19 protein-coding genes and 1 pseudogene are annotated in these 17,518 nt (G+C 69.4%); 9 read left to right on the top strand and 11 right to left on the bottom strand.

Annotated features, from left to right (window positions below; translation table 11 throughout):
• Positions 1–27: 27 nt before the first annotated feature.
• The 8 genes from CSR00_RS03835 (at position 28) to CSR00_RS03800 (ending at position 7,939) form a co-directional block, all read left to right on the top strand.
• The gene (locus CSR00_RS03835) at positions 28–1,218 is read left to right on the top strand and encodes an acyl-CoA dehydrogenase family protein (protein WP_245905817.1); all 1,191 of its coding nucleotides are present in this window, start codon (positions 28–30) and stop codon (positions 1,216–1,218) included.
• A 55-nt stretch (positions 1,219–1,273) separates the two neighbouring features.
• Positions 1,274–2,038 carry an SDR family NAD(P)-dependent oxidoreductase gene (locus CSR00_RS03830; RefSeq protein WP_099021084.1) on the top strand — a complete coding sequence of 255 codons (765 nt, stop codon included), beginning with the start codon at positions 1,274–1,276 and terminating at the stop codon, positions 2,036–2,038.
• Positions 2,039–2,043: 5 nt separating this feature from the next.
• Entirely contained in the window at positions 2,044–3,294 is a 1,251-nt protein-coding gene (locus CSR00_RS03825) for a CaiB/BaiF CoA transferase family protein (RefSeq protein WP_099021083.1), read from the top strand.
• Entirely contained in the window at positions 3,291–4,106 is an 816-nt protein-coding gene (locus CSR00_RS03820) for an enoyl-CoA hydratase/isomerase family protein (protein WP_099021082.1), read from the top strand. The genes CSR00_RS03825 and CSR00_RS03820 overlap by 4 nt, the downstream gene beginning before the upstream one ends.
• A 117-nt stretch (positions 4,107–4,223) precedes the next feature.
• The gene (locus CSR00_RS03815) at positions 4,224–5,366 is read left to right on the top strand and encodes a thiolase family protein (RefSeq protein WP_099021081.1); all 1,143 of its coding nucleotides are present in this window, start codon (positions 4,224–4,226) and stop codon (positions 5,364–5,366) included.
• A 66-nt stretch (positions 5,367–5,432) separates the two neighbouring features.
• Complete coding sequence (locus CSR00_RS03810; protein ID WP_099021080.1) at positions 5,433–6,581, top strand: acyl-CoA dehydrogenase family protein; 1,149 nt, start codon at positions 5,433–5,435, stop codon at positions 6,579–6,581.
• A gap of 249 nt (positions 6,582–6,830) precedes the next feature.
• Complete coding sequence (locus CSR00_RS03805) at positions 6,831–7,436, top strand: TetR/AcrR family transcriptional regulator (protein WP_099021079.1); 606 nt, start codon at positions 6,831–6,833, stop codon at positions 7,434–7,436.
• On the top strand, positions 7,433–7,939 hold the full coding sequence (locus CSR00_RS03800; RefSeq protein WP_099021078.1) for a hypothetical protein: 507 nt from the start codon (positions 7,433–7,435) through the stop codon (positions 7,937–7,939). The genes CSR00_RS03805 and CSR00_RS03800 overlap by 4 nt, the downstream gene beginning before the upstream one ends.
• Before the next feature lie 49 nt (positions 7,940–7,988).
• Here the strand turns inward: CSR00_RS03800 and CSR00_RS03795 are convergent, their stop codons facing one another.
• The 8 genes from CSR00_RS03795 to CSR00_RS03760 all read right to left on the bottom strand — a co-directional run bounded on the left by CSR00_RS03795 (position 7,989) and on the right by CSR00_RS03760 (position 15,396).
• On the bottom strand, positions 7,989–8,186 hold the full coding sequence (locus tag CSR00_RS03795; RefSeq protein WP_099021077.1) for a ferredoxin: 198 nt from the start codon (positions 8,184–8,186) through the stop codon (positions 7,989–7,991).
• 61 nt (positions 8,187–8,247) lie between these two features.
• Positions 8,248–9,450, bottom strand: a complete 1,203-nt coding sequence (locus CSR00_RS03790; RefSeq protein ID WP_099021076.1) for a cytochrome P450 — start codon at positions 9,448–9,450, stop codon at positions 8,248–8,250.
• Between the two features lie 95 nt (positions 9,451–9,545).
• The gene (locus tag CSR00_RS03785; protein ID WP_099021075.1) at positions 9,546–10,364 is read right to left on the bottom strand and encodes an NAD(P)-dependent oxidoreductase; all 819 of its coding nucleotides are present in this window, start codon (positions 10,362–10,364) and stop codon (positions 9,546–9,548) included.
• Positions 10,361–11,179, bottom strand: a complete 819-nt coding sequence (locus CSR00_RS03780; protein WP_099021074.1) for an NAD(P)-dependent oxidoreductase — start codon at positions 11,177–11,179, stop codon at positions 10,361–10,363. The genes CSR00_RS03785 and CSR00_RS03780 overlap by 4 nt, the downstream gene beginning before the upstream one ends.
• Positions 11,176–12,129 carry an alpha/beta hydrolase gene (locus tag CSR00_RS03775; RefSeq protein ID WP_245905816.1) on the bottom strand — a complete coding sequence of 318 codons (954 nt, stop codon included), beginning with the start codon at positions 12,127–12,129 and terminating at the stop codon, positions 11,176–11,178. The genes CSR00_RS03780 and CSR00_RS03775 overlap by 4 nt, the downstream gene beginning before the upstream one ends.
• Complete coding sequence (locus tag CSR00_RS03770; RefSeq protein WP_099021073.1) at positions 12,126–13,796, bottom strand: thiolase C-terminal domain-containing protein; 1,671 nt, start codon at positions 13,794–13,796, stop codon at positions 12,126–12,128. The genes CSR00_RS03775 and CSR00_RS03770 overlap by 4 nt, the downstream gene beginning before the upstream one ends.
• Positions 13,778–14,077, bottom strand: a complete 300-nt coding sequence (locus tag CSR00_RS03765; RefSeq protein ID WP_176561897.1) for a ferredoxin — start codon at positions 14,075–14,077, stop codon at positions 13,778–13,780. Before CSR00_RS03765 ends, CSR00_RS03770 begins: the two co-directional genes overlap by 19 nt.
• An 8-nt stretch (positions 14,078–14,085) precedes the next feature.
• A complete protein-coding gene (locus CSR00_RS03760) occupies positions 14,086–15,396 on the bottom strand; it encodes an NADH-ubiquinone oxidoreductase-F iron-sulfur binding region domain-containing protein (RefSeq protein WP_099021071.1) in 1,311 nt (436 codons plus the stop codon).
• Between the two features lie 50 nt (positions 15,397–15,446).
• Here CSR00_RS03760 and CSR00_RS03755 point away from each other — a divergent pair, with 50 nt between their 5' ends.
• Entirely contained in the window at positions 15,447–15,920 is a 474-nt protein-coding gene (locus CSR00_RS03755) for a hypothetical protein (protein ID WP_099021070.1), read from the top strand.
• A gap of 32 nt (positions 15,921–15,952) precedes the next feature.
• Here CSR00_RS03755 and CSR00_RS03750 read toward each other — a convergent pair whose 3' ends face one another.
• The 3 genes and pseudogenes from CSR00_RS03750 to CSR00_RS03740 all read right to left on the bottom strand — a co-directional run.
• The gene (locus CSR00_RS03750) at positions 15,953–16,849 is read right to left on the bottom strand and encodes an alpha/beta fold hydrolase (RefSeq protein ID WP_099021069.1); all 897 of its coding nucleotides are present in this window, start codon (positions 16,847–16,849) and stop codon (positions 15,953–15,955) included.
• A 47-nt stretch (positions 16,850–16,896) separates the two neighbouring features.
• Positions 16,897–17,289 (bottom strand): Rieske (2Fe-2S) protein, encoded by a 393-nt coding sequence (locus CSR00_RS03745; protein ID WP_176561891.1) that lies wholly within the window; start codon positions 17,287–17,289, stop codon positions 16,897–16,899.
• Positions 17,289–17,518, bottom strand: a pseudogene (locus CSR00_RS03740) (amidohydrolase family protein); the annotation flags it as partial. The gene CSR00_RS03745 and the pseudogene CSR00_RS03740, both read right to left, overlap by 1 nt.

Below are 17,518 nucleotides of genomic sequence, written 5' to 3'. Positions count from 1 at the left end.
CGCAACGTGTGAGTTGAGGAGAGCCCCATGTCCGGCGGAATGAGCTTCGAGCTGTCCGAGGATCAGGAACTGATCCGCAAGTCGGTCGCGCAGTTGGCGTCGAAGTTCGATGACCACTACTGGATGCAGAAGGACCAGGCCCACGAGTTCCCGCAGGAGTTCTACGACGCCATCGCCAAGGGCGGCTGGCTCGGAATGACGATCCCGGAACAGTACGGCGGTCACGGCCTGGGCATCACCGAGGCCACGCTCCTGCTGGAGGAGGTCGCCCGATCCGGCGGCGCCATGAACGCCGCCAGCGCGATCCACCTGTCCATCTTCGGCATGCAACCCGTGGTCAAACACGGCTCGGACGAACTCAAGGCGCGCACGCTGCCCCGGATCGTCGACGGCGACCTGCACGTGTGCTTCGGTGTCACCGAACCCGGTGCCGGACTGGACACCTCGCGCATCACCACGTTCGCCAAACGGGAGGGCGAGCACTACCGCGTCAACGGCCGCAAGGTGTGGATCTCCAAGGCGCTGGAGTCCGAGAAGATCCTGCTGCTGACCCGCACCGAGTCGCTGGACGACCTCGAATCCAGGGGGGCCAAGAAGACCGACGGGATGACGCTCTTCCTCACCGACCTCGACCGCGACCGTGTCGACATCCGCCCGATCAACAAGATGGGCCGCAACGCCGTCAGCTCGAACGAGGTGTTCATCGACGACCTGATGGTCCCGGTCGAAGACCGGGTCGGCGAGGAGGGCAAGGGGTTCAAGTACATCCTGGACGGGCTGAACCCCGAGCGGATGCTGATCGCCGCCGAGGCGCTGGGCATCGGACGGGTGGCGCTGGAGAAGGCCGTCAAGTACGGCAACGAGCGCCACGTGTTCAACCGCCCCATCGGCATGAACCAGGGCCTGCAGTTCCCGCTCGCGGATTCGCTGGCCCGCCTGGACGCCGCCGAACTGGTGCTGCGCAAGGCCACCTGGCTCTACGACAACGGCAGGCCCTGCGGCCGCGAGGCCAACACGGCCAAGTACCTGTGCGCCGACGCCGGCTTCGGCGCCGCCGACCGTGCCCTGCAGCTGCACGGCGGCATGGGATACGCCGAGGAGTACAACGTCTCGCGGTACTTCCGCGAATCGCGGTTGATGAAGATCGCCCCGGTCAGCCAGGAGATGATCCTGAACTTCCTGGGAGAGCACGTGCTGGGCCTGCCCCGCAGCTACTGATCCGCACCCGCACGTCAACGATCCTGCCCCGCCAGTGAATGAGGGAGTCTCGCGTATGAACCCACTGTTCGACCTGACCGGCCGGGCCGCGTTGGTCACCGGTGCCGGTGCCGGAGGCGGCATCGGCGCGGCGGTGGCGGCGGCATTGGCGCGCGCGGGGGCGGCGGTGCTGGTCACCGACGTCGACGGCGCGGCGGCCGCCGCTGTGGCCGAACAGATCTCGGCCACCGGCGCCAAGGCCGACAGCTGCGCGCTGGATGTCGGTGACCGCGAGGCCGCCGAGGCCGCCGCCTCCCGCGCGGCCGCGCTGGGTGAGGGGAAGCTGCACATCCTGGTCAACAACGCCGGCGTCACCTCGCCGGCGATGTTTCCCAAACTGACCGACGAGACCTTCCGGCGCACCTTCGACGTCCACGTGATGGGCACCTTCCACTGCACCCAGGCCGCGTTGCCCCACATCCCGACCGACGGCACCGGCCGGGTCATCAACGTGACCTCCTCGGCGGGCATCACCGGCACGCTCGGCCAGGTCAACTACTCGGCCGCCAAGGCCGGCATCATCGGGTTCACCAAGTCCTTGGCGCGGGAACTGGCGGCCAAGAACATCCTGGTCAACGCCCTGGCCCCGTTGGCCGCCACGCCGATGACCGAGACCATCCGCACCAACGAGAAGTTCGCGGCCAACATGATGGCCCGTATCCCGCTGAAGCGCTGGGCCGAGCCCGACGAGGTGGCCGGCGCGTTCGTGTTCCTGGCCTCCGACGCGGCCTCCTACATCACCGGGCAGGTGCTGCCGGTCGATGGCGGCATGGTTATGTGAGGCCCATGGAAGACCAGCGCGAAGACCAGCGCGAAGACCAGCGCGAAGGCCCGCTGTCCGGCATCACCGTGATCGCCATGGAGCAGGCCGTGTCCGCCCCGATGTGCACCCGGGTGCTCGCCGATTTCGGGGCCCGGGTGATCAAGGTGGAGAACCCGAAGGGCGGCGATTTCGCCCGCGACTACGACGACGTCGTCAACGGTCCCGGCGGTCTGGCCGCACATTTCGTATGGGCCAACCGGGGCAAGGAGTCGGTCACGCTGGACCTCAAGTCACCGGCGGGAATGGACATCCTGCACCGGCTGCTTGACCGTGCGGACGCATTGGTGTCCAACCTGGCGCCGGGGGCCACGGCCCGGATGGGCATCGCGCCGGAGCAGCTGCGCGAGCGCCATCCACACGTCATCCCCGTGGAGATCGACGGGTACGGCCCCGGTGGCCCGCTCTCGCACAAGCGGGCCTACGACCTGTTGATCCAGGCGGAGTCGGGGGCCTGCGCGGTCACCGGCTATCCCGGAATGCCGGCCAAACCCGGTCCGCCAGTGGCCGATATCTCCACCGGACTCTATGCGGCGTTGTCGATCATGGCGTTGCTGCTGGGCCGCGAGCGCGGTCACAACCCCGGTGCCGCACCGGCTGTCGCGGTGAGCCTGTTCGACACCATGACCGATATCATGGGATACCAGCTGACCTACACCCAGCACTCCGGCATCGACCAACAGCCCCTGGGCATGAGTTCGCCGGCGGTGGCACCGTACGGCGCCTTCGACACCCGCGACGGGCAGACGGTGGTGCTCGGTACGACCAACGACCGGGAGTGGCAGCGGCTGGCCCGCGAGATCATCGACCGGCCCGACCTGGCCGACGATCCACGCTTCGCCACCAACTCCGACCGCTGCGCGCACCGCGACCTGCTCAACGAGGCCATCGGAACCTGGTGTGCCCGGTACGATCTCGCCGAGATCCAGCGGACCGCCGACGATGCCGGCATCGGCAACTCGCGGTACAACACGCCCAGCGAGGTCGTCGGGCACTCCCACCTGAAGGCCCGTGACCGCTGGCGGACCGTCGACACCCCCAAGGGCGAGATCTCCGCTCTGCTGCCACCGCCGGTGATCTCCGGGTTCGAGCAGCCGATGGGTGCGGTGCCCGGCCTGGGCCAGCACACCGATGCGGTGCTGGGCGAGTTGGGCCTGGGAGAGAGCGAGATCGCCGCGCTGCGCGGCGAGGGGGCGATCGGACCGGTCGTCGGATGACCCCACCCGCGAGTCGGCCTGAGAACGAGCCGCTGCTGTTGTCCAGCGATCGGGACGGCGTCCGGACGCTGACACTGAACCGCCCCGACCGCAAGAACGCGCTGAACCCGCCGCTGTGGGTGGCCCTGCGGGATGCGCTGCGGGCGGTCACCGATGACGACGGAGTGCGGGCGCTGGTGCTCACCGGGGCCGGCGGTGCCTTCTGCTCGGGTGCCGACATCTCGGTTCCCGAGGACGTCCACCCCGATCGCAAGCTGCGCCGGCTCACCGATGTGGCGCTCGCGTTGTACGAGCTGCCCATCCCGACCGTGGCCAAGGTGACCGGTGTCGCCGTGGGAGCGGGGTGGAACCTGGCGCTCGGGTGCGATCTGGTCGTGGCCACCCCCGAGTCGCGGTTCTGCCAGATCTTCGCCAAGCGCGGCCTTTCGATCGATCTCGGCGGCTCCTGGCTGCTGCCCAAACTGGTTGGTCTGCAGCAGGCCAAGCGGCTGGTGCTGCTGGCCGACACCATCGACGCCGGCGAAGCGCACGAACTGGGACTGGTGACCTGGGTCAAGGCCGCCGCAGAGATCGACGGCTTCGTCGACGAGCTCGCCGCCCGGCTGGCGGCGGGTCCGCCGGTGGCGATGGCCCACAGCAAGGCACTGCTGAAGGCCGGCGCCGACTGCACGCTGCCCGAGGCCCTGGCCAACGAGGCGCGCGCCCAGCCGGGCAACTTCGCCACCGCGGACTCGGCCGAGGCCTACGCGGCCTTCGCGCAGAAGCGCGACCCGTCGTTCACGGGCAAGTGGGCCGTACCGCCACGTACGTAGTGAGAAAGACGCTGTGAGAAAGACGCTGTGAGAAAGACGCTGTGAGAAAGACGCTGTGAGAAGGCGTGCCGTAGCAGGACCACGTCAGAAGACCATGAGAACGGACTGGAGAAGGCCATGCGGGAAACGGTGATCGTCGGGGCGGTGCGCACGCCGGTCGGCAGACGCAACGGGGGACTGTCCGGTGAGCACGCCGCGGACCTGTCGGCGCTGGTGCTGACCGAGCTGGCCGACCGCACCGGCCTGGATCCAGCGCTCGTCGACGACGTGGTGTGGGGATGCGTGTCCCAGGTGGGCGACCAGTCGAGCAACATCGGCCGGTACTCGGTGCTGGCCGCGGGCTGGCCCGAGCGCATCCCGGGCACCACCGTCAACCGGGCCTGTGGATCCAGTCAGCAGGCACTGGACTTCGCCGTGCAGGCGGTCATGTCCGGCCAGCAGGACGTGGTGGTGGCCGGCGGGGTGGAGGTGATGAGCCGCGTGCCGTTGGGCGCCGCGCGCGCCACCGGTGTGCCCTATGGGCCGAAAGTTCTTGAGCGGTACGACAATTTCTCCTTCAACCAGGGTATCTCGGCGGAGCTGATTGCCCAGAAGTGGGGATTCGACCGCACCCGGGTCGACGAATATTCGGCCCGCTCACACGAGCTGGCCGCCGCGGCGCAGGACGCGGGCGCCTTCGACGATCAGATCGTCGCGGTGCCGACCGGCGGGGGCGCCGTCGGGGCCGACGAGGGCATCCGCCGGGGGACCACCGCCGAAAAGCTCGCCGGGCTCAAGCCCGCGTTCACCGACGACGGCCTGATCCACGCCGGCAACTCCTCCCAGATCTCCGACGGAGCGGCGGCGCTGTTGGTCATGACCGCAGAACGGGCCCGCGAGCTGGGCATGACCGCGCTGGCGCGCTACGTGGCTGGTGCCGTCACCGGTGCCGACCCGGTGCTGATGCTGACCGGTCCGATTCCGGCCACCGAGATGGTGCTCGGCAAGGCCGGCCTGGGAATCGGCGATATCGGGGTCTTCGAGGTCAACGAGGCGTTCGCGCCGGTGCCGATGGCCTGGCTGGCCGAGACGGGCGCCGACCCGGCCCGGCTCAACCCGCTCGGCGGTGCGATCGCGCTGGGCCACCCGCTGGGTGCCTCGGGGGCGGTGCTGATGACCAGGATGATCCATCACATGCGCGACAACGGGATCCGGTACGGGTTGCAGACGATGTGTGAGGGCGGCGGCACCGCCAACGCCACCGTCGTCGAGCTCGTCTGAGACCGGCACTTTCAGGCACTTCACGACCCTTCGGGCCACACTTCAGCAGGAAACAGAGGAGACCCCGTGCGCCGCACCCTGTTCACCGAGGACCACGAGGCGTTCCGCGAGCTGGCACGCGACTTCATCGAGAAGGAGATCGTGCCGCACTACCCGCGGTGGGAGAAGGCCGGCCGGATGCCGCGCGAGGCGTTCGCCAAGCTTGGCCAGACCGGGATCATGGGCGTGGCCATCCCCGAGGAGTACGGCGGCGGCGGGCAGCCCGACTACCGCTACAACGTGGTGCTGCAGGAGGAGGCGGCGCGCGCGCTGGTCACGCTGTCCACGGTGCGCACGCAGCTGGAGGTGATCCTGCCCTACTTCCTGCACTACGCCAACGATGAGCAGCGCGGGCGCTGGTTCCCCGGACTGGCGGCCGGCACACTGCTGACCGCTGTCGCCATGACCGAGCCCGGCACCGGCTCCGATCTGGCGGGCATGCGCACCAACGCCGTCCTGGACGGCGACGAGTACGTGCTCAACGGCGCCAAGACCTTCATCACCGGCGGCATGCAGGCCGACCTGGTCATCGTGGTGGCGCGAACCTCGACCGACCCGGAGAACCGGCGCAAGGGTCTGACGCTGCTGGTGGTCGAGGACGGCATGCCCGGGTTCGAGCGGGGGCGCGAACTGGAGAAGATGGGCTGCAAGGTGCAGGACACCGCGGAGTTGTCGTTCACCGATGTGCGGGTCCCGGTGACCAACCGGCTCGGCGAAGACGGCGAGGCATTCTCCTACCTTGGGCACAACCTGCCCCAGGAACGCCTGACCGTCGCGGTCGGCTCGGTGGCCCAGTCCCGCTCGGCGATCGCCGCGGCCATCGACTACACCAAGACGCGCACGGCCTTCGGCACGCCGGTCGCCTCGTTCCAGAACACCAAGTTCGAACTGGCCGCCTGCTCCACCGAGGTGGAGGCGGCGCAGGCGATGCTGGATCAGGCGGTCGCCGAACACGCGGCCGGGGAACTGTCCGGCGCCGATGCGGCCCGGGTCAAGCTGTTCTGCACCGAGATGCAGGCCCGTGTGATCGACCGGTGTCTGCAGTTGTTCGGCGGCTACGGCTACATGATGGAGTATCCGATCGCCCGCCTGTACACCGATGCCCGGGTGGCGCGCATCTATGCCGGTACCAGCGAGGTGATGAAGGTGATCATCGCCAAGTCGCTGGGACTCTAGACCACGAAAAACCGACGGGGTCCGCCCCCGCGGCGGCGGACCCACCGCGGGGGATCGGCGCCGGTCTCGCGGTGGGCCCCGCATTCGCCGGTTCCGGCGTGCCGCGCGGCGGGCGCGGTTATGGTGTGACCACCGTTGCCGCTGTGACATCGATCAAAAACAATCCCAAAGAGACCCTTGTCACATCCGGCCAACCAACCTACTGTATGTTCGTTAAGTAGGTTTGCCCCCGACAGAAAGCCCCAGCCCGTGACCTCTGCCCGGCCGTACGCAACGCTCCTGGCCAAGGGTGAGGACCGCAAACAGCGGATCCTCGACGCGGCGCAGCGGTTGCTGACCCGCAACGGGTGGCGCAACACGACGCTTGCTCAGATCGCCAGGGAGGCCGGGGTCAGCGCGGCCGGGCTGCTGCACCATTTCGAATCCAAGGAGCAGTTGCTGCACGCGGTCGTCGACGCCCGCGACGCCGACGACGACGCGCACGCCGACCGCGCCGGCGACCTGCTCAAACAGCTGGCCCGCGCGGGTGAACGCGTCAATCGGGCCCCAGAGCTGGTGGGCACCTACTCGGTGCTGCTGGTCGAGAATCTGATGCCCGACGCGCCGCTGCACGAGCGGTTGCTGGCCCGGCAGCGCGCCGCGATCTCGATCGTGACCGACCTGATCCGGGAGGGTCAGCTGTCCGGGAAGTACCGCGACGACTTCGACCCGGCCCTCAAGGCCGTGCAGATTGTGTCCCTCGTCAACGGAATGGAAATCTCATGGTTGCTCGATCCGTCAGTACCGCTGCAGGAAGCGATTCAGGACTACGCGAGGTCATTGGAGCGGGAGTTCGCCCCGGACGGCACATCGTGAGGTACCGGCTGGACGTCGTGGCGCCCAGCGTCGCCGAGGTGGTCCGCGTCGCCGGCGGCTGGCTCTTCGACCGGGTGATGGCGGGCTGGGATGTCACCGTCCTGGTTGACGGCGGGGCCGACGACCGGCCGCTGCAGATCCTGGGGGCCGACACCGGGGACCTGGAGAGCGCGCTGGCCGGCGGGCTGCAGGCACCACGCCCGCACGCCCTGGCGGTATCGGCCGAGCTGTACGCCCGTGACACCCGGATCCGCAAGGGGGTGCGCGATGCCCTGGCCGCCGGACAGACCGAGGTGACGATGTGGGGCGAGAGCTGGCCCGAGGAGCTGCGGGGCAGTGTCGACACGGTCGAGCATCGGCTCAGTGTGGCCGCGCGGGCGTTCAAGGTGCAGGCCCTGGCGGCGGCGGCCGAGCCGATCGACGCGATCGGGTTCAGCGAGATCTTCCGGACCGGGGCGATCGCGTGCTGCCCCAGCGCCGCCGACCTGGTGCCGGCCAGCTAGTCAGCACCGATTCAACGGCGGTGGAGCCGGCCGCCGAACGGCGGCCGGGTCACTCCCGAATCGAGATGGCCTGCCGCGGGCACTGACGGACCGCCTCGCGGACCTTGGCCTCGTTCTCGGGGGTCACCTCGTCGGAGAGCACGTGCAGGAAGTCCTCGTCGTCGAGCTCGAAGACTTCCGGCAGGATGCCCATGCAGACACCGTTGGCTTCGCACAGCTCGAAATCGACCTCGATTTTTTTGGTCATCTTTCGCGCTCCTCGTGTCGGTCCGGTCGGGGCTCCGTGGTTCTCCGCGTAGGAGTGGTTCTCAGCGTAAGACCTTCACCGGGACGTGGTGGTAGCCCGCCACGTTCTGCATGTGCACCTTCTCCAGCTCGTCCCACTGCACCTCGTAGCGCGGCATGAAGTCGAGCAGCCGGTCGAGTGCGATGGCGGTCTCCATGCGGGCCAGTGCCGCGCCCAGGCAGCTGTGGATGCCGTAGCCGAACCCGAGGTTCTGGGCCTCGGAGCGGTCGCGGTCGATGTCGAAGATGTGCGCGTCGGTGAATGCGCGCGGGTCGCGGTTGGCGGCCGCTTTCATCAGGAACACCGGTTTGCCCGCCGGGATCGTCGTGCCGTGCAGGTGCGCGTCGCGCAACGTGAACCGCACGTTGTAGTGCACCGGCCCGTCGAACCGCAGCATCTCCTCGACGGCGGCGGGAATCTTGCTGCGGTCGGCGAGCAGCTTCTGCCACTGGTCGGGATTCTTGGCGAACGTCACCACCGAGCTGCCGACGAGCTTGGTGACGGTCTCGGCTCCCGCGCCGCCGAGCAGCGACGCGAAACCGGTGATCTCGATGTCGTCGAGTTTGCGGGGTTGGCCGTCCTCGCCGACGATCTCCGCGGCGATCAGCCGGCTGAGCATGTCGTCCTGCGGGTTCTGCCGCCGCTCCTGGACCAGGCCGTAGTAGTACATCGCGGAGTCGATGTTGGCCTGCATCCCGCGCTCGGTGTAGCCCATGTTGCCGGGCTCGCGTTCCAGGGACGTGTCGATCCAGTGCCGCACCTGCTGGCGGAACTCCTCGGGCACCCCGGCCATCCGGGTGATCACCTCGACGGGGAAGGGACCGGAGAAGTCCTGCACGACGTCGAAGTGCTCGGGGTCGACCCCGCCGAGGTAGTGGTCGACGAGCTGCTCGACGGTCTCCTTCTGCGACTGGATCGCCCGCGGGGTGAACGCCTTGTTGACCAGGCTGCGCAGCATGCGGTGCTCGGGCGGATCCATGAAGATGATCGACTTCTGCGGCCCCTCCTCCGACTGCACCATCGACAGGTCGCAGCCGCGGCTCGACGAGAAGGTCTCGTGGTCCTTGAGCGCGGCGGCGACGTCCTCGTGCCGGGTCAGCGCGTAGAAGTCCATCTCCTCGCTGTAGTAGACCGGAGCCTCGTCCTGCATCCGCAGGTAGATGTCGTAGGGGTCGTTGAAGTACTCGTCCGAGAACGGGTCGAAGACCACCCGGGGCTTGGTCATAGACTCTCCTCCTCCGCTGCTGGCTGATGGGGCGAGAAGTTACGGAAATCGCCGAAACTGTAACGCTAACAGTATTGCCGCCCGGACGGGGGAAATCAACGATCTCCGGCGCCGGTGCCGGCGTTGAGCCCCGCGTCGACGAGCCGGTCCAGCGGCCCCAGCCCCGCGCCGAGGTCGGCGACCACCCGGCGCACGACGTCGACGTCCTTGCCGACGAAACCGCCTGCCATCTCGATGAACGCCGAGACCGAGCCGCGCGCGCGCACCCCGGCCAGCGCCCGGCTGTCGCCGCTGCCGTGCGGCAGCGCCTCCAGCAGCGCACCCTCGGTCACGCCGAGTTCGGCCGCCAGCCTGACGGCCTCGGCCACCACACCCAGTTGGGCGGCGAACACGGTGTTGTTGATGAGCTTGACCTTCTGGCCCGAACCCAGCGGACCGACGTGCAGGATCGGGTCGCCGTAACACTCCAGCACCGGGCGGGCCCGCTCCAGCGTCTCCGCGGCGCCGCCGACGAACAGGGTCACCCGTCCGGCCGCGATGTCGTGCGGGCCGCCGCTGACCGGGGCGTCGAGGACGTCGACCCCCCGCTCCCGCGCCGCGGCCCCGAGCGCCTCGGCGGTCCGGGGGCTGCCCGTGGTGTGCACCACCAGCACCGAGCCGGGGGCCATCGCGGCCAACAGGCCGTCGGTGAAACAGATCTCGCGGACCTGTTCGTCGGTGAACACGCACAGCACCACCACGTCGGCGCCCGCGGCGGCCTCGGCAACCGAGGGCACCGGCTCGGCACCCAGCGCCTCGATCGACGAGCACTTCTCGGGGGTGCGGCCCAGCACCTTCACGGTGTGGCCGGTGGCCACCAGCCGTCCGACCATCGGGGTGCCCATGCGGCCGGCACCGATGAAACCGACGTTCATCGCGGGTAGCCCATCGACCGCAGCGCGGCGTCGGCGGCATCGAACACCGCACCCTGCTCGGCGGGGGCGTGGTCGGCGAGGTCGGCCGCCAGCCGGACATCCTTCTGCAGCAGGGCGCCGGCGATCGGAGCCAGCTGGTCGAGCGTGCCGCCGAACATCGCGATGCTGCCCAGCGCTTTGCTGTTGGCCGAGCCCCGCGTGACGACATCGCACATCCTGTCCCGGGCCACCCCGAGGGACTCCCCGAGCTCCAGCAGGCTCAGCGCGCTCCCGAGGTTCGCGCTGAACAACAGGTTGTTGAGGATCTTGGTGACCTGCCCGGCGCCCAGCGGTCCCAGGTGCACGATCGGGTCGCCGTAGGTCTCGAACACCGGCCGGCACTTCTCGACGTCGGCCTCGGCACCGCCGACCATCACCAGCAGCTGCTTCTGCTCGACGGCGGGCTGGCCGCCGCTGACCGGCGCGTCGACCACCGAGATGCCCTGGGCGGCGGCCTTCTCGCCGAGCCGGCGGCAGGTGTCGGGATGCACGGTGCTGTGGATCACGATGATCCCGCCCGGGGCCATCCCGGCCAGCAGGCCGTTCTCACCCTCGGCCAGTTCGGTCACGTCGGCGTCGCCCACCACGCACAGGCACACGATGTCGCAGGCCGCGGCCAGCTCCGCCGGGGTGTCCGCCGTCTTGGCCGCGGTGTCGGCGTACGGCTCCAGGGACGCGGCCCGGCGTGCCCACAGCGTGGTGTCGACGCCGGCCTCGACGATCGCGCGTGCCATGGGACCGCCCTGGCTGCCCAGCCCGATGAACCCCACCTTCATTTGTCTGCCTCCATCGTCACATCGGTCGGTGCCGGGTCGTCGATGCACGTCCCGGCGAAGGACAGGACGTCGGCGTGGTACTCGGCCGCGGCGAAGCCGAGGCTGAGGTTGTGGCCGCCGCCGGCCTGTCGGTGTGTCTGCACCCGCGGGGCCGCGGTGAACAGGGCCGCGATCTCGGTCACCGCCGCGGGGTCGTTGGCCCAGACCCGTTCGAACTCCCCGACGCTGTAGCGCACCGGAACGCGCACCCGTGCGGCCAGTTCGGGAAAGTCCCGGGTCCAGTTGGCCACCAGGGGGCCCTCGTAGTCCGGCGAGAGCGGACCGCTCTTGATGCGCACCGAGCCCGCGACGCCGTCGGGATACAGCTCGGCGGGTTCCCACAGCAGTTCGCGCAGTCCGGACGGGATCCGTTCCCGGCTGGCGCCGGCCAGGACGGCCGCGGCCTGCTCCTGCTGGCGCACACCGGTGCCGGAGATCTCCACGCCCAGCAGCGTCGCGCCGCGTTCGTCGTCGGCGGCCAGCCGCAGCGCCAGCTCGCTGCCGTTGGAGTGGGCGAGCAGGAACAGGCCCGCCCCGCGGTCCCGGTCGCCCAGCATCGCGTCGATCGCCCGGTAGGTCATGGCGATACGCCGTGGGGTGGAGTCGAACTCGGGGGAGTACAGCGCCGAGCTGCCGAATCCGGGGCGGTCCAGGGCCAGCACGGTGAACCCGTGCCCCGGCCCGCTGCGCAGCAGGCTCAGCGCGGGCTGCCCGGGGCAGTCGAAGTAGGCCGCGGTGGTGGCGCCGCCGTGCAGCGCGACGACGGTGGCCCGGGGCCGCGCCGCCTCGGCGAGCAGGCCCGACATCGGCACACCGTCGACGAGCACGACCCTGGGCACCGGGACGGCGGCGGCCACATCCGCCGTGTGGTCCCCCGCGCGCGCTTCCCGGCTGGTCGGGCCCGGGCTCACGTATCCGACCGCAGAAGCAGTACACCGCTGGGGGTCAGGCCGCCGGAACTGGCGACGGCGACCTTGGCGTCGGCGACCTGGCGCGGGCCGGCCTCGCCGCGCAGCTGGCTGACGGCCTCGTGGATCAGCCCCATACCGTGGGTGCGGCCGTGGGACAGCTGCCCGCCGTGGGTGTTCAGCGGCAGGACACCGTCGCGGGCGATGTTCCTGCCACCGTCGAGGAAGTCCTTGGCCTCGCCGATCCCGCAGAAGCCGAGCGCCTCGATCCAGGACAGGCAGTTGAAGGTGAACCCGTCGTAGAGTTCGGCGACGTCGACGTCGGTGGGCCGCAACGCCGTCCGGGTCCACAGGTGCGCCGATTGGCCCAGCACCTGGGGCTCGTGGGTCAGCGTGGTCTGGTCCCAGTCGGTGCGCTCGATGATCTGGGTCCCGACGGCCTCGATGAGCACCGGCGGCTTGGCCAGGTCTCGAGCGGTGTCCACGGCCGAGACGATGACCGCCACCGCACCGTCGCACGGCACGTCGCAGTCGTAGAGGCCGAACGGGGTGGTGATCGGCCGCGCCGAGAGGTAGTCCTCCATGCTCATCGGGTCGCGGTAGATGGCGGTCGGGTTCAGCGCGGCGTTGGCCCGCTGGTTCAGCGCGATCCAGCCCAGCGTCTCGCGGGTGGTGCCGTAGCGGTGGAAGTGCCGCTGGGCGTTGAGCGCCAGGGTGTGCGCGGCCGACACCGCGCCGAAGGGCATCTGCCAGCTGTTGGTCCGGGCGCCGCCGGCCGGGGCGAGCTTGCCCTCCTTCATCAGCTGATTGAAGGTGGCCTCCCACAGGGTGCGGAAGCACAGCACGTGGCGGGCCATCCCGGTGGCGACGGCCATCATCGCCGCGATCACCGAACCGCCGGGCCCGAAGGTGTCCATGCCGCCGTTGATCCAGGTGGGCCGGATGCCCAGCGCGCCCTCCAGCACGCTGACCCCGCCCTCGCCCATACCGACGGCGTCGATCGCCGGATAGGTGGACAGCCCGTCGATGTCGGCCAGGGTGAGCCCGGCATCGGCGACCGCCGCCTCGCACGCCTCGATGGTCAACGACAGAGGGTTGACCATGAGCCGGCGGCCCAGGCGGGAGGCGCCGATCCCGGTGATCGCGGAGCGCTCCTCGAACTTCTGCTTGGTGACCATGGGCCGGACGTGCTTGCCGAAGTCCTGCGGGGCGATCTCGTCGGCGGGCAGGTCGCCGGTTTCGGGTTCGGCGGTCGGGCGGAACAGCGGCAGCCACACGTCGTCGTTCTGCTCGAAGACGACTTCGACCATCCGGCCCGGTTCCAGCTCGTCGGGGTCGCAGTCGACGATGTTGGTGGTCAACCGGACCCGCGGGTCCTCCTCGATGGCGACCTGCGCGATCACATACGGCGCGGTCAGGCCGGGGATGCTGAAGCGGTGGTTGACGGTGAACGCCGACAGCACCGCCCGCCCGGACACCTCGCGCACACCCATGTTGTGGCTGTGGCAGTACCGGCAGACCGGTTGCGGGGGATGGATCAGCGCCTGACAGTCGCCGCACTCCTGGATCCGCAGTCTCCCGTCGGCGCCCGATTTCCAGAAGAACTCGTTGTCGAAGACGACCTGGGGCAGTGGCAGGCGGGTGTCGGCGCTCACCTGGTGAACCCCCATTCGGCCTCGTTCGCTTCGGTTTTGAGGTGATCGGCGATGTCTTCGTCGACGCTCTGGTCGGTGGGCGCGCTCTCGTCGGGCCGGCGTTCGCCGAGCTCCATGATGGCGTGCACGGGGCAGTCCATGAGCGCCCGCAGCACCGCGCCGCGATCCTGCTCGGGGATGTTTCCGTCCCCTACCAGGACGGCATAGCCCCAGTCGTCGAGCGAGAAGTACTCCGGTGCGTGCTTGGCGCAGATGCCGAACCCGTCACAGAGGGTGCGGTCGAGTTTGATGCGCAACGGGTCGGTCACGAGACCACCGCCTCCACTTCGAACGGGCGGTGCGCGCTGAACGCGTGCGCGCCGCAATCGGGGCATTCGCCGTCGAGGTGCTGCGCGACGGCCTCGGGGAACTGGTCGAGCAGACTGGCGGCGATGTTGGTGGCGGCGTCCAGCGTGGCGCAGGCGCCGCGGCCCCGCAGCACCACCGACCAGCGCTTCAACCGGGCCACGTCGTCCCCGGTCGCGGTGCCGTCGCGCAGTGCGAGCGCGGCCGCGGCCATCGCGGCCGTGCCGTTGAAGCACGATCCGCACTGCCCGGCGTTCTCCCGGCCGAAGTAGTCGAGCACCGAGGCCGCCACCGCCACCGGGCATTCGGCCGTGATCACCGAGACGGCCCCGCAGCCCAGCCCGGACCCCAGCCCGCGCAGGCTCTCGTGGTCCAGGGTGGCATCGAGGATGTCGCGGTTGAGCAGGCCCGCGAAGTAGCCGCCCATCAACACGCCGCGCACCTGCTCCAGCGGAATCTGGTGCAGTTCCAGCAATTCGGTGACGGGCGAGCCGAACGGGACCTCGTAGAGACCCGCGGACGTCCCGCCGGCCGTCACCGTCGCCAGGAACGTCCCCGACGATCCCGCGGTGCCGTGCGCGCGGTAGCCGGACGCGCCGTGGGCGAGGATGTAGGGCACGTTGGCCAGCGTCTCGACGTTGCTGACCAGCGTGGGCAGCCCCCCGATGCCCTGCTCGAACGGCCGCGGGGGTTTGTCGGTCGGCTTGGCCGGCCCGCCGTTGATCGCCCGGACCGCCGCGGTCTCCTCACCGGCGACGTAGCCGGGCGCCACCGTGCGGACGCTGACGGTCAGGCCGTCGAGCATGTCGGTTCCCGCCTCGGCCAGGGCCGCCTCCACCGAGGCGGCCGACGGCTGGTCCGAGACGTACACGTGCGCATGCTTGGCTCCGACCAGCTGCGCCACCAGGCGCAGCCCGTCGAGCACCAGGTGCGGTCGATTGCGAAGCAGCCAGCGGTCTTTGACCGACGCGGGCTCCCCCTCCTCACCGTTGGCGAGCACCACGGTGTCGAGCCGGCCGGTTCCGTGCGGTCCGGCGTGGCGCACGGTGCGGATCTTCACGGCCAACGGGAAGGCGGCGCCGCCGCGACCCACCAGCCCGGCAAGTTCGATCTGCTCGAGAAGTGCCGCCCCGTCCGCGAGCGGCTGGTAGCCGCCGGCGCCACGGTAGTCCTGCAGCGTCTCGGATTCCTGTGTGGCGCGCAGCAGCCGGGGTTGCAGCCCCGGCCAGGGCCCCACGGTGAGCGAGGTCTGCGATGCGGCGGTACTCATGGCTGACTCCTGCTTTCATCACGGCATCTGGCACGGCTACGCTTGCGCGCATGCGGACGGCGGTGGTGCGAATCGGTGTGGACCCGGCCGGCGAGCTGTCGCCGGAGCGGCTGACCGAGGGGACGTCGACCCTGGCGGACCTGGCCGCCGACGCCGGAGCGGAACTGATCCAGAACAATCTCGCCGCGCTGCCGCCGAGCCGGCGTGAGGTCGAGCTGTTGATGACCGGGGCCGACCCCGGCCCGCTGCAAAGCCTGGCGATCGACCTGTGCGGCAAGGCATTCGGCACCACACCGGTGCCCGGGGTCCTGACGTTCGTCAGCCACGGCACCGACGAGGACGCCCACGGGGTGCTCGCCGGGTTCGGGCTGACCGGGGAGATCGAGCGGCGCCCCGGCGGCGAGGGCTGGGACGTCATCACGGTGACGCTGCGTAAGGCCGACATGCGGCGCGTTCCGGAGAGCCGGGTGCACACCGCGCTGGAGGCCTCGCTCAACTGCGAGGTGCACATCCGCACGGTGTGAACGCTGCGGCGGTCTGGTCATCGGCCGGCGCCTCATTTCCCCAGGAAATCGAGGATCGCCGGTGCCGCCTGCACCCAGGTGTCGAACAAATTGAAGCGCTTGACTTTTCCCGAAGCCTGATCCTCGCCGGCGCGCTCCCACGCATCCTCGGGCCAGGGCGGGTCGATCAGGGTGGACCCCTTGATCAGGCAGTTGACCTCCAGCGAGGTCCGCTTGGGGTGATCCCAGTCATTCTCGCCGCCACGGATGATCAGCGTCGGCACGGTGATGTTGTCGAACATCTCGTCGTCGACACCGGGGATGGTCTGGCCCGGTTTGGATACGAAGGCGTTGAGCCAGCGCAACATCACCTTGAGGAAGCCGTCGGCGTCCAGAGCCCGCAGACGGGCCTCGTTGTCCGGGTTCTCGGCGATGCGCTCCTTCCACTCCTTGACTCCGAGCAGCCCCTCGATGCCCAGGCCGCGCACCGCCAGAATGCTGGGCACGATGTAGTAGGAACCGAGCACGAAGGTGCCGTAGATGCCACCGACGATGTTCCACACCACCAGCTTGGTGGCGAGTTCCGGATACAGCATGGTGGTCAGCATCGAGTCCCGGGCGCCGCCGGAGCCGCCGGCGATGATGCAGGGCCCGATGTCGAGACCGGTGATCAGCTTCTGCAGCGTCTCGGCGCGCATGTGGGATTCGCTCTGCCCGTAGAACTGCACATCGGACCGGCCGCAGTTGGGGCGGTCCCACAGCAGCACCCGATAGCCGCCCTCGACCAGTGCCTCGGCCAGCGGACGCAGGCCGGGGATGTCCTTGCTGAACCGGCCACCCGGGGTCAGAACAATGAAATCGCCCTCTTCGCCGAGGATCTCGTAGACGACGTCGCCGCCGTTGATCTGCATTGTCCGCTCGCCGGGCTTGAGGACGGTGCCGGTTGTCATGCTGCCTTTCAGGGTCAGGTCCGGGTGAGGGCCGGATCGGGCTCGGATCAGGCCTGGACCAGGACGTCGTTGCCGACGACGCGGACCGGGTAGGTGCGGATGCTCCATTCGGGCTTGACCGCGGTGGTGCCGGTCGCCAGCTCGAATCCCCACTGATGCCAGGGGCAGTAGATGAACTCCAGGTCGCGCACCATCACCGCGTTGCCCGGCACACTCTCGTCGACGATGTTGCGCCCCCGCGCGCGTCCCGAACACAGCGGTCCGCCCTCGTGCGGGCAGTAGTTGGCGATCGCGTAGAACGTGCCGTTGACGTTGTAGACCCCGACACCGTGGCGGCCGATCGGCACCACCTTGTGGGTACCCGGGGGAATCTCGTCCACGGTGGCGACGACATGCTCACGCCCCTGCGCCAGCCGGGGCGGTTTCACCTCTTCGGCCACTAGAAGACCCTGACCTGTCCTTCGAGGGCGGGCACGGTCTCGGGCAGTTTGTAGGTTTCGATCCCGTTGCGGAACATCACGGCGTCGCGAGCGTGTTCGGGCAGGTGTTTGACCAGCCAGCGGGGGTCGTCGAAGGTCCAGTGCGGGTAGTCGCTGGAGAACAGCAGGATCTTCTCGCACTCCATCCACTCGAAGGCCCGCATGAGTTCGGTCTTGTCCTCGGGGTAGT

The organism is Mycolicibacterium palauense (assembly GCF_002592005.1).
GTDB classification, from domain to species: Bacteria; Actinomycetota; Actinomycetes; order Mycobacteriales; family Mycobacteriaceae; genus Mycobacterium; species Mycobacterium palauense.
This window is presented reverse-complemented; position numbering and strand designations above follow the sequence as displayed.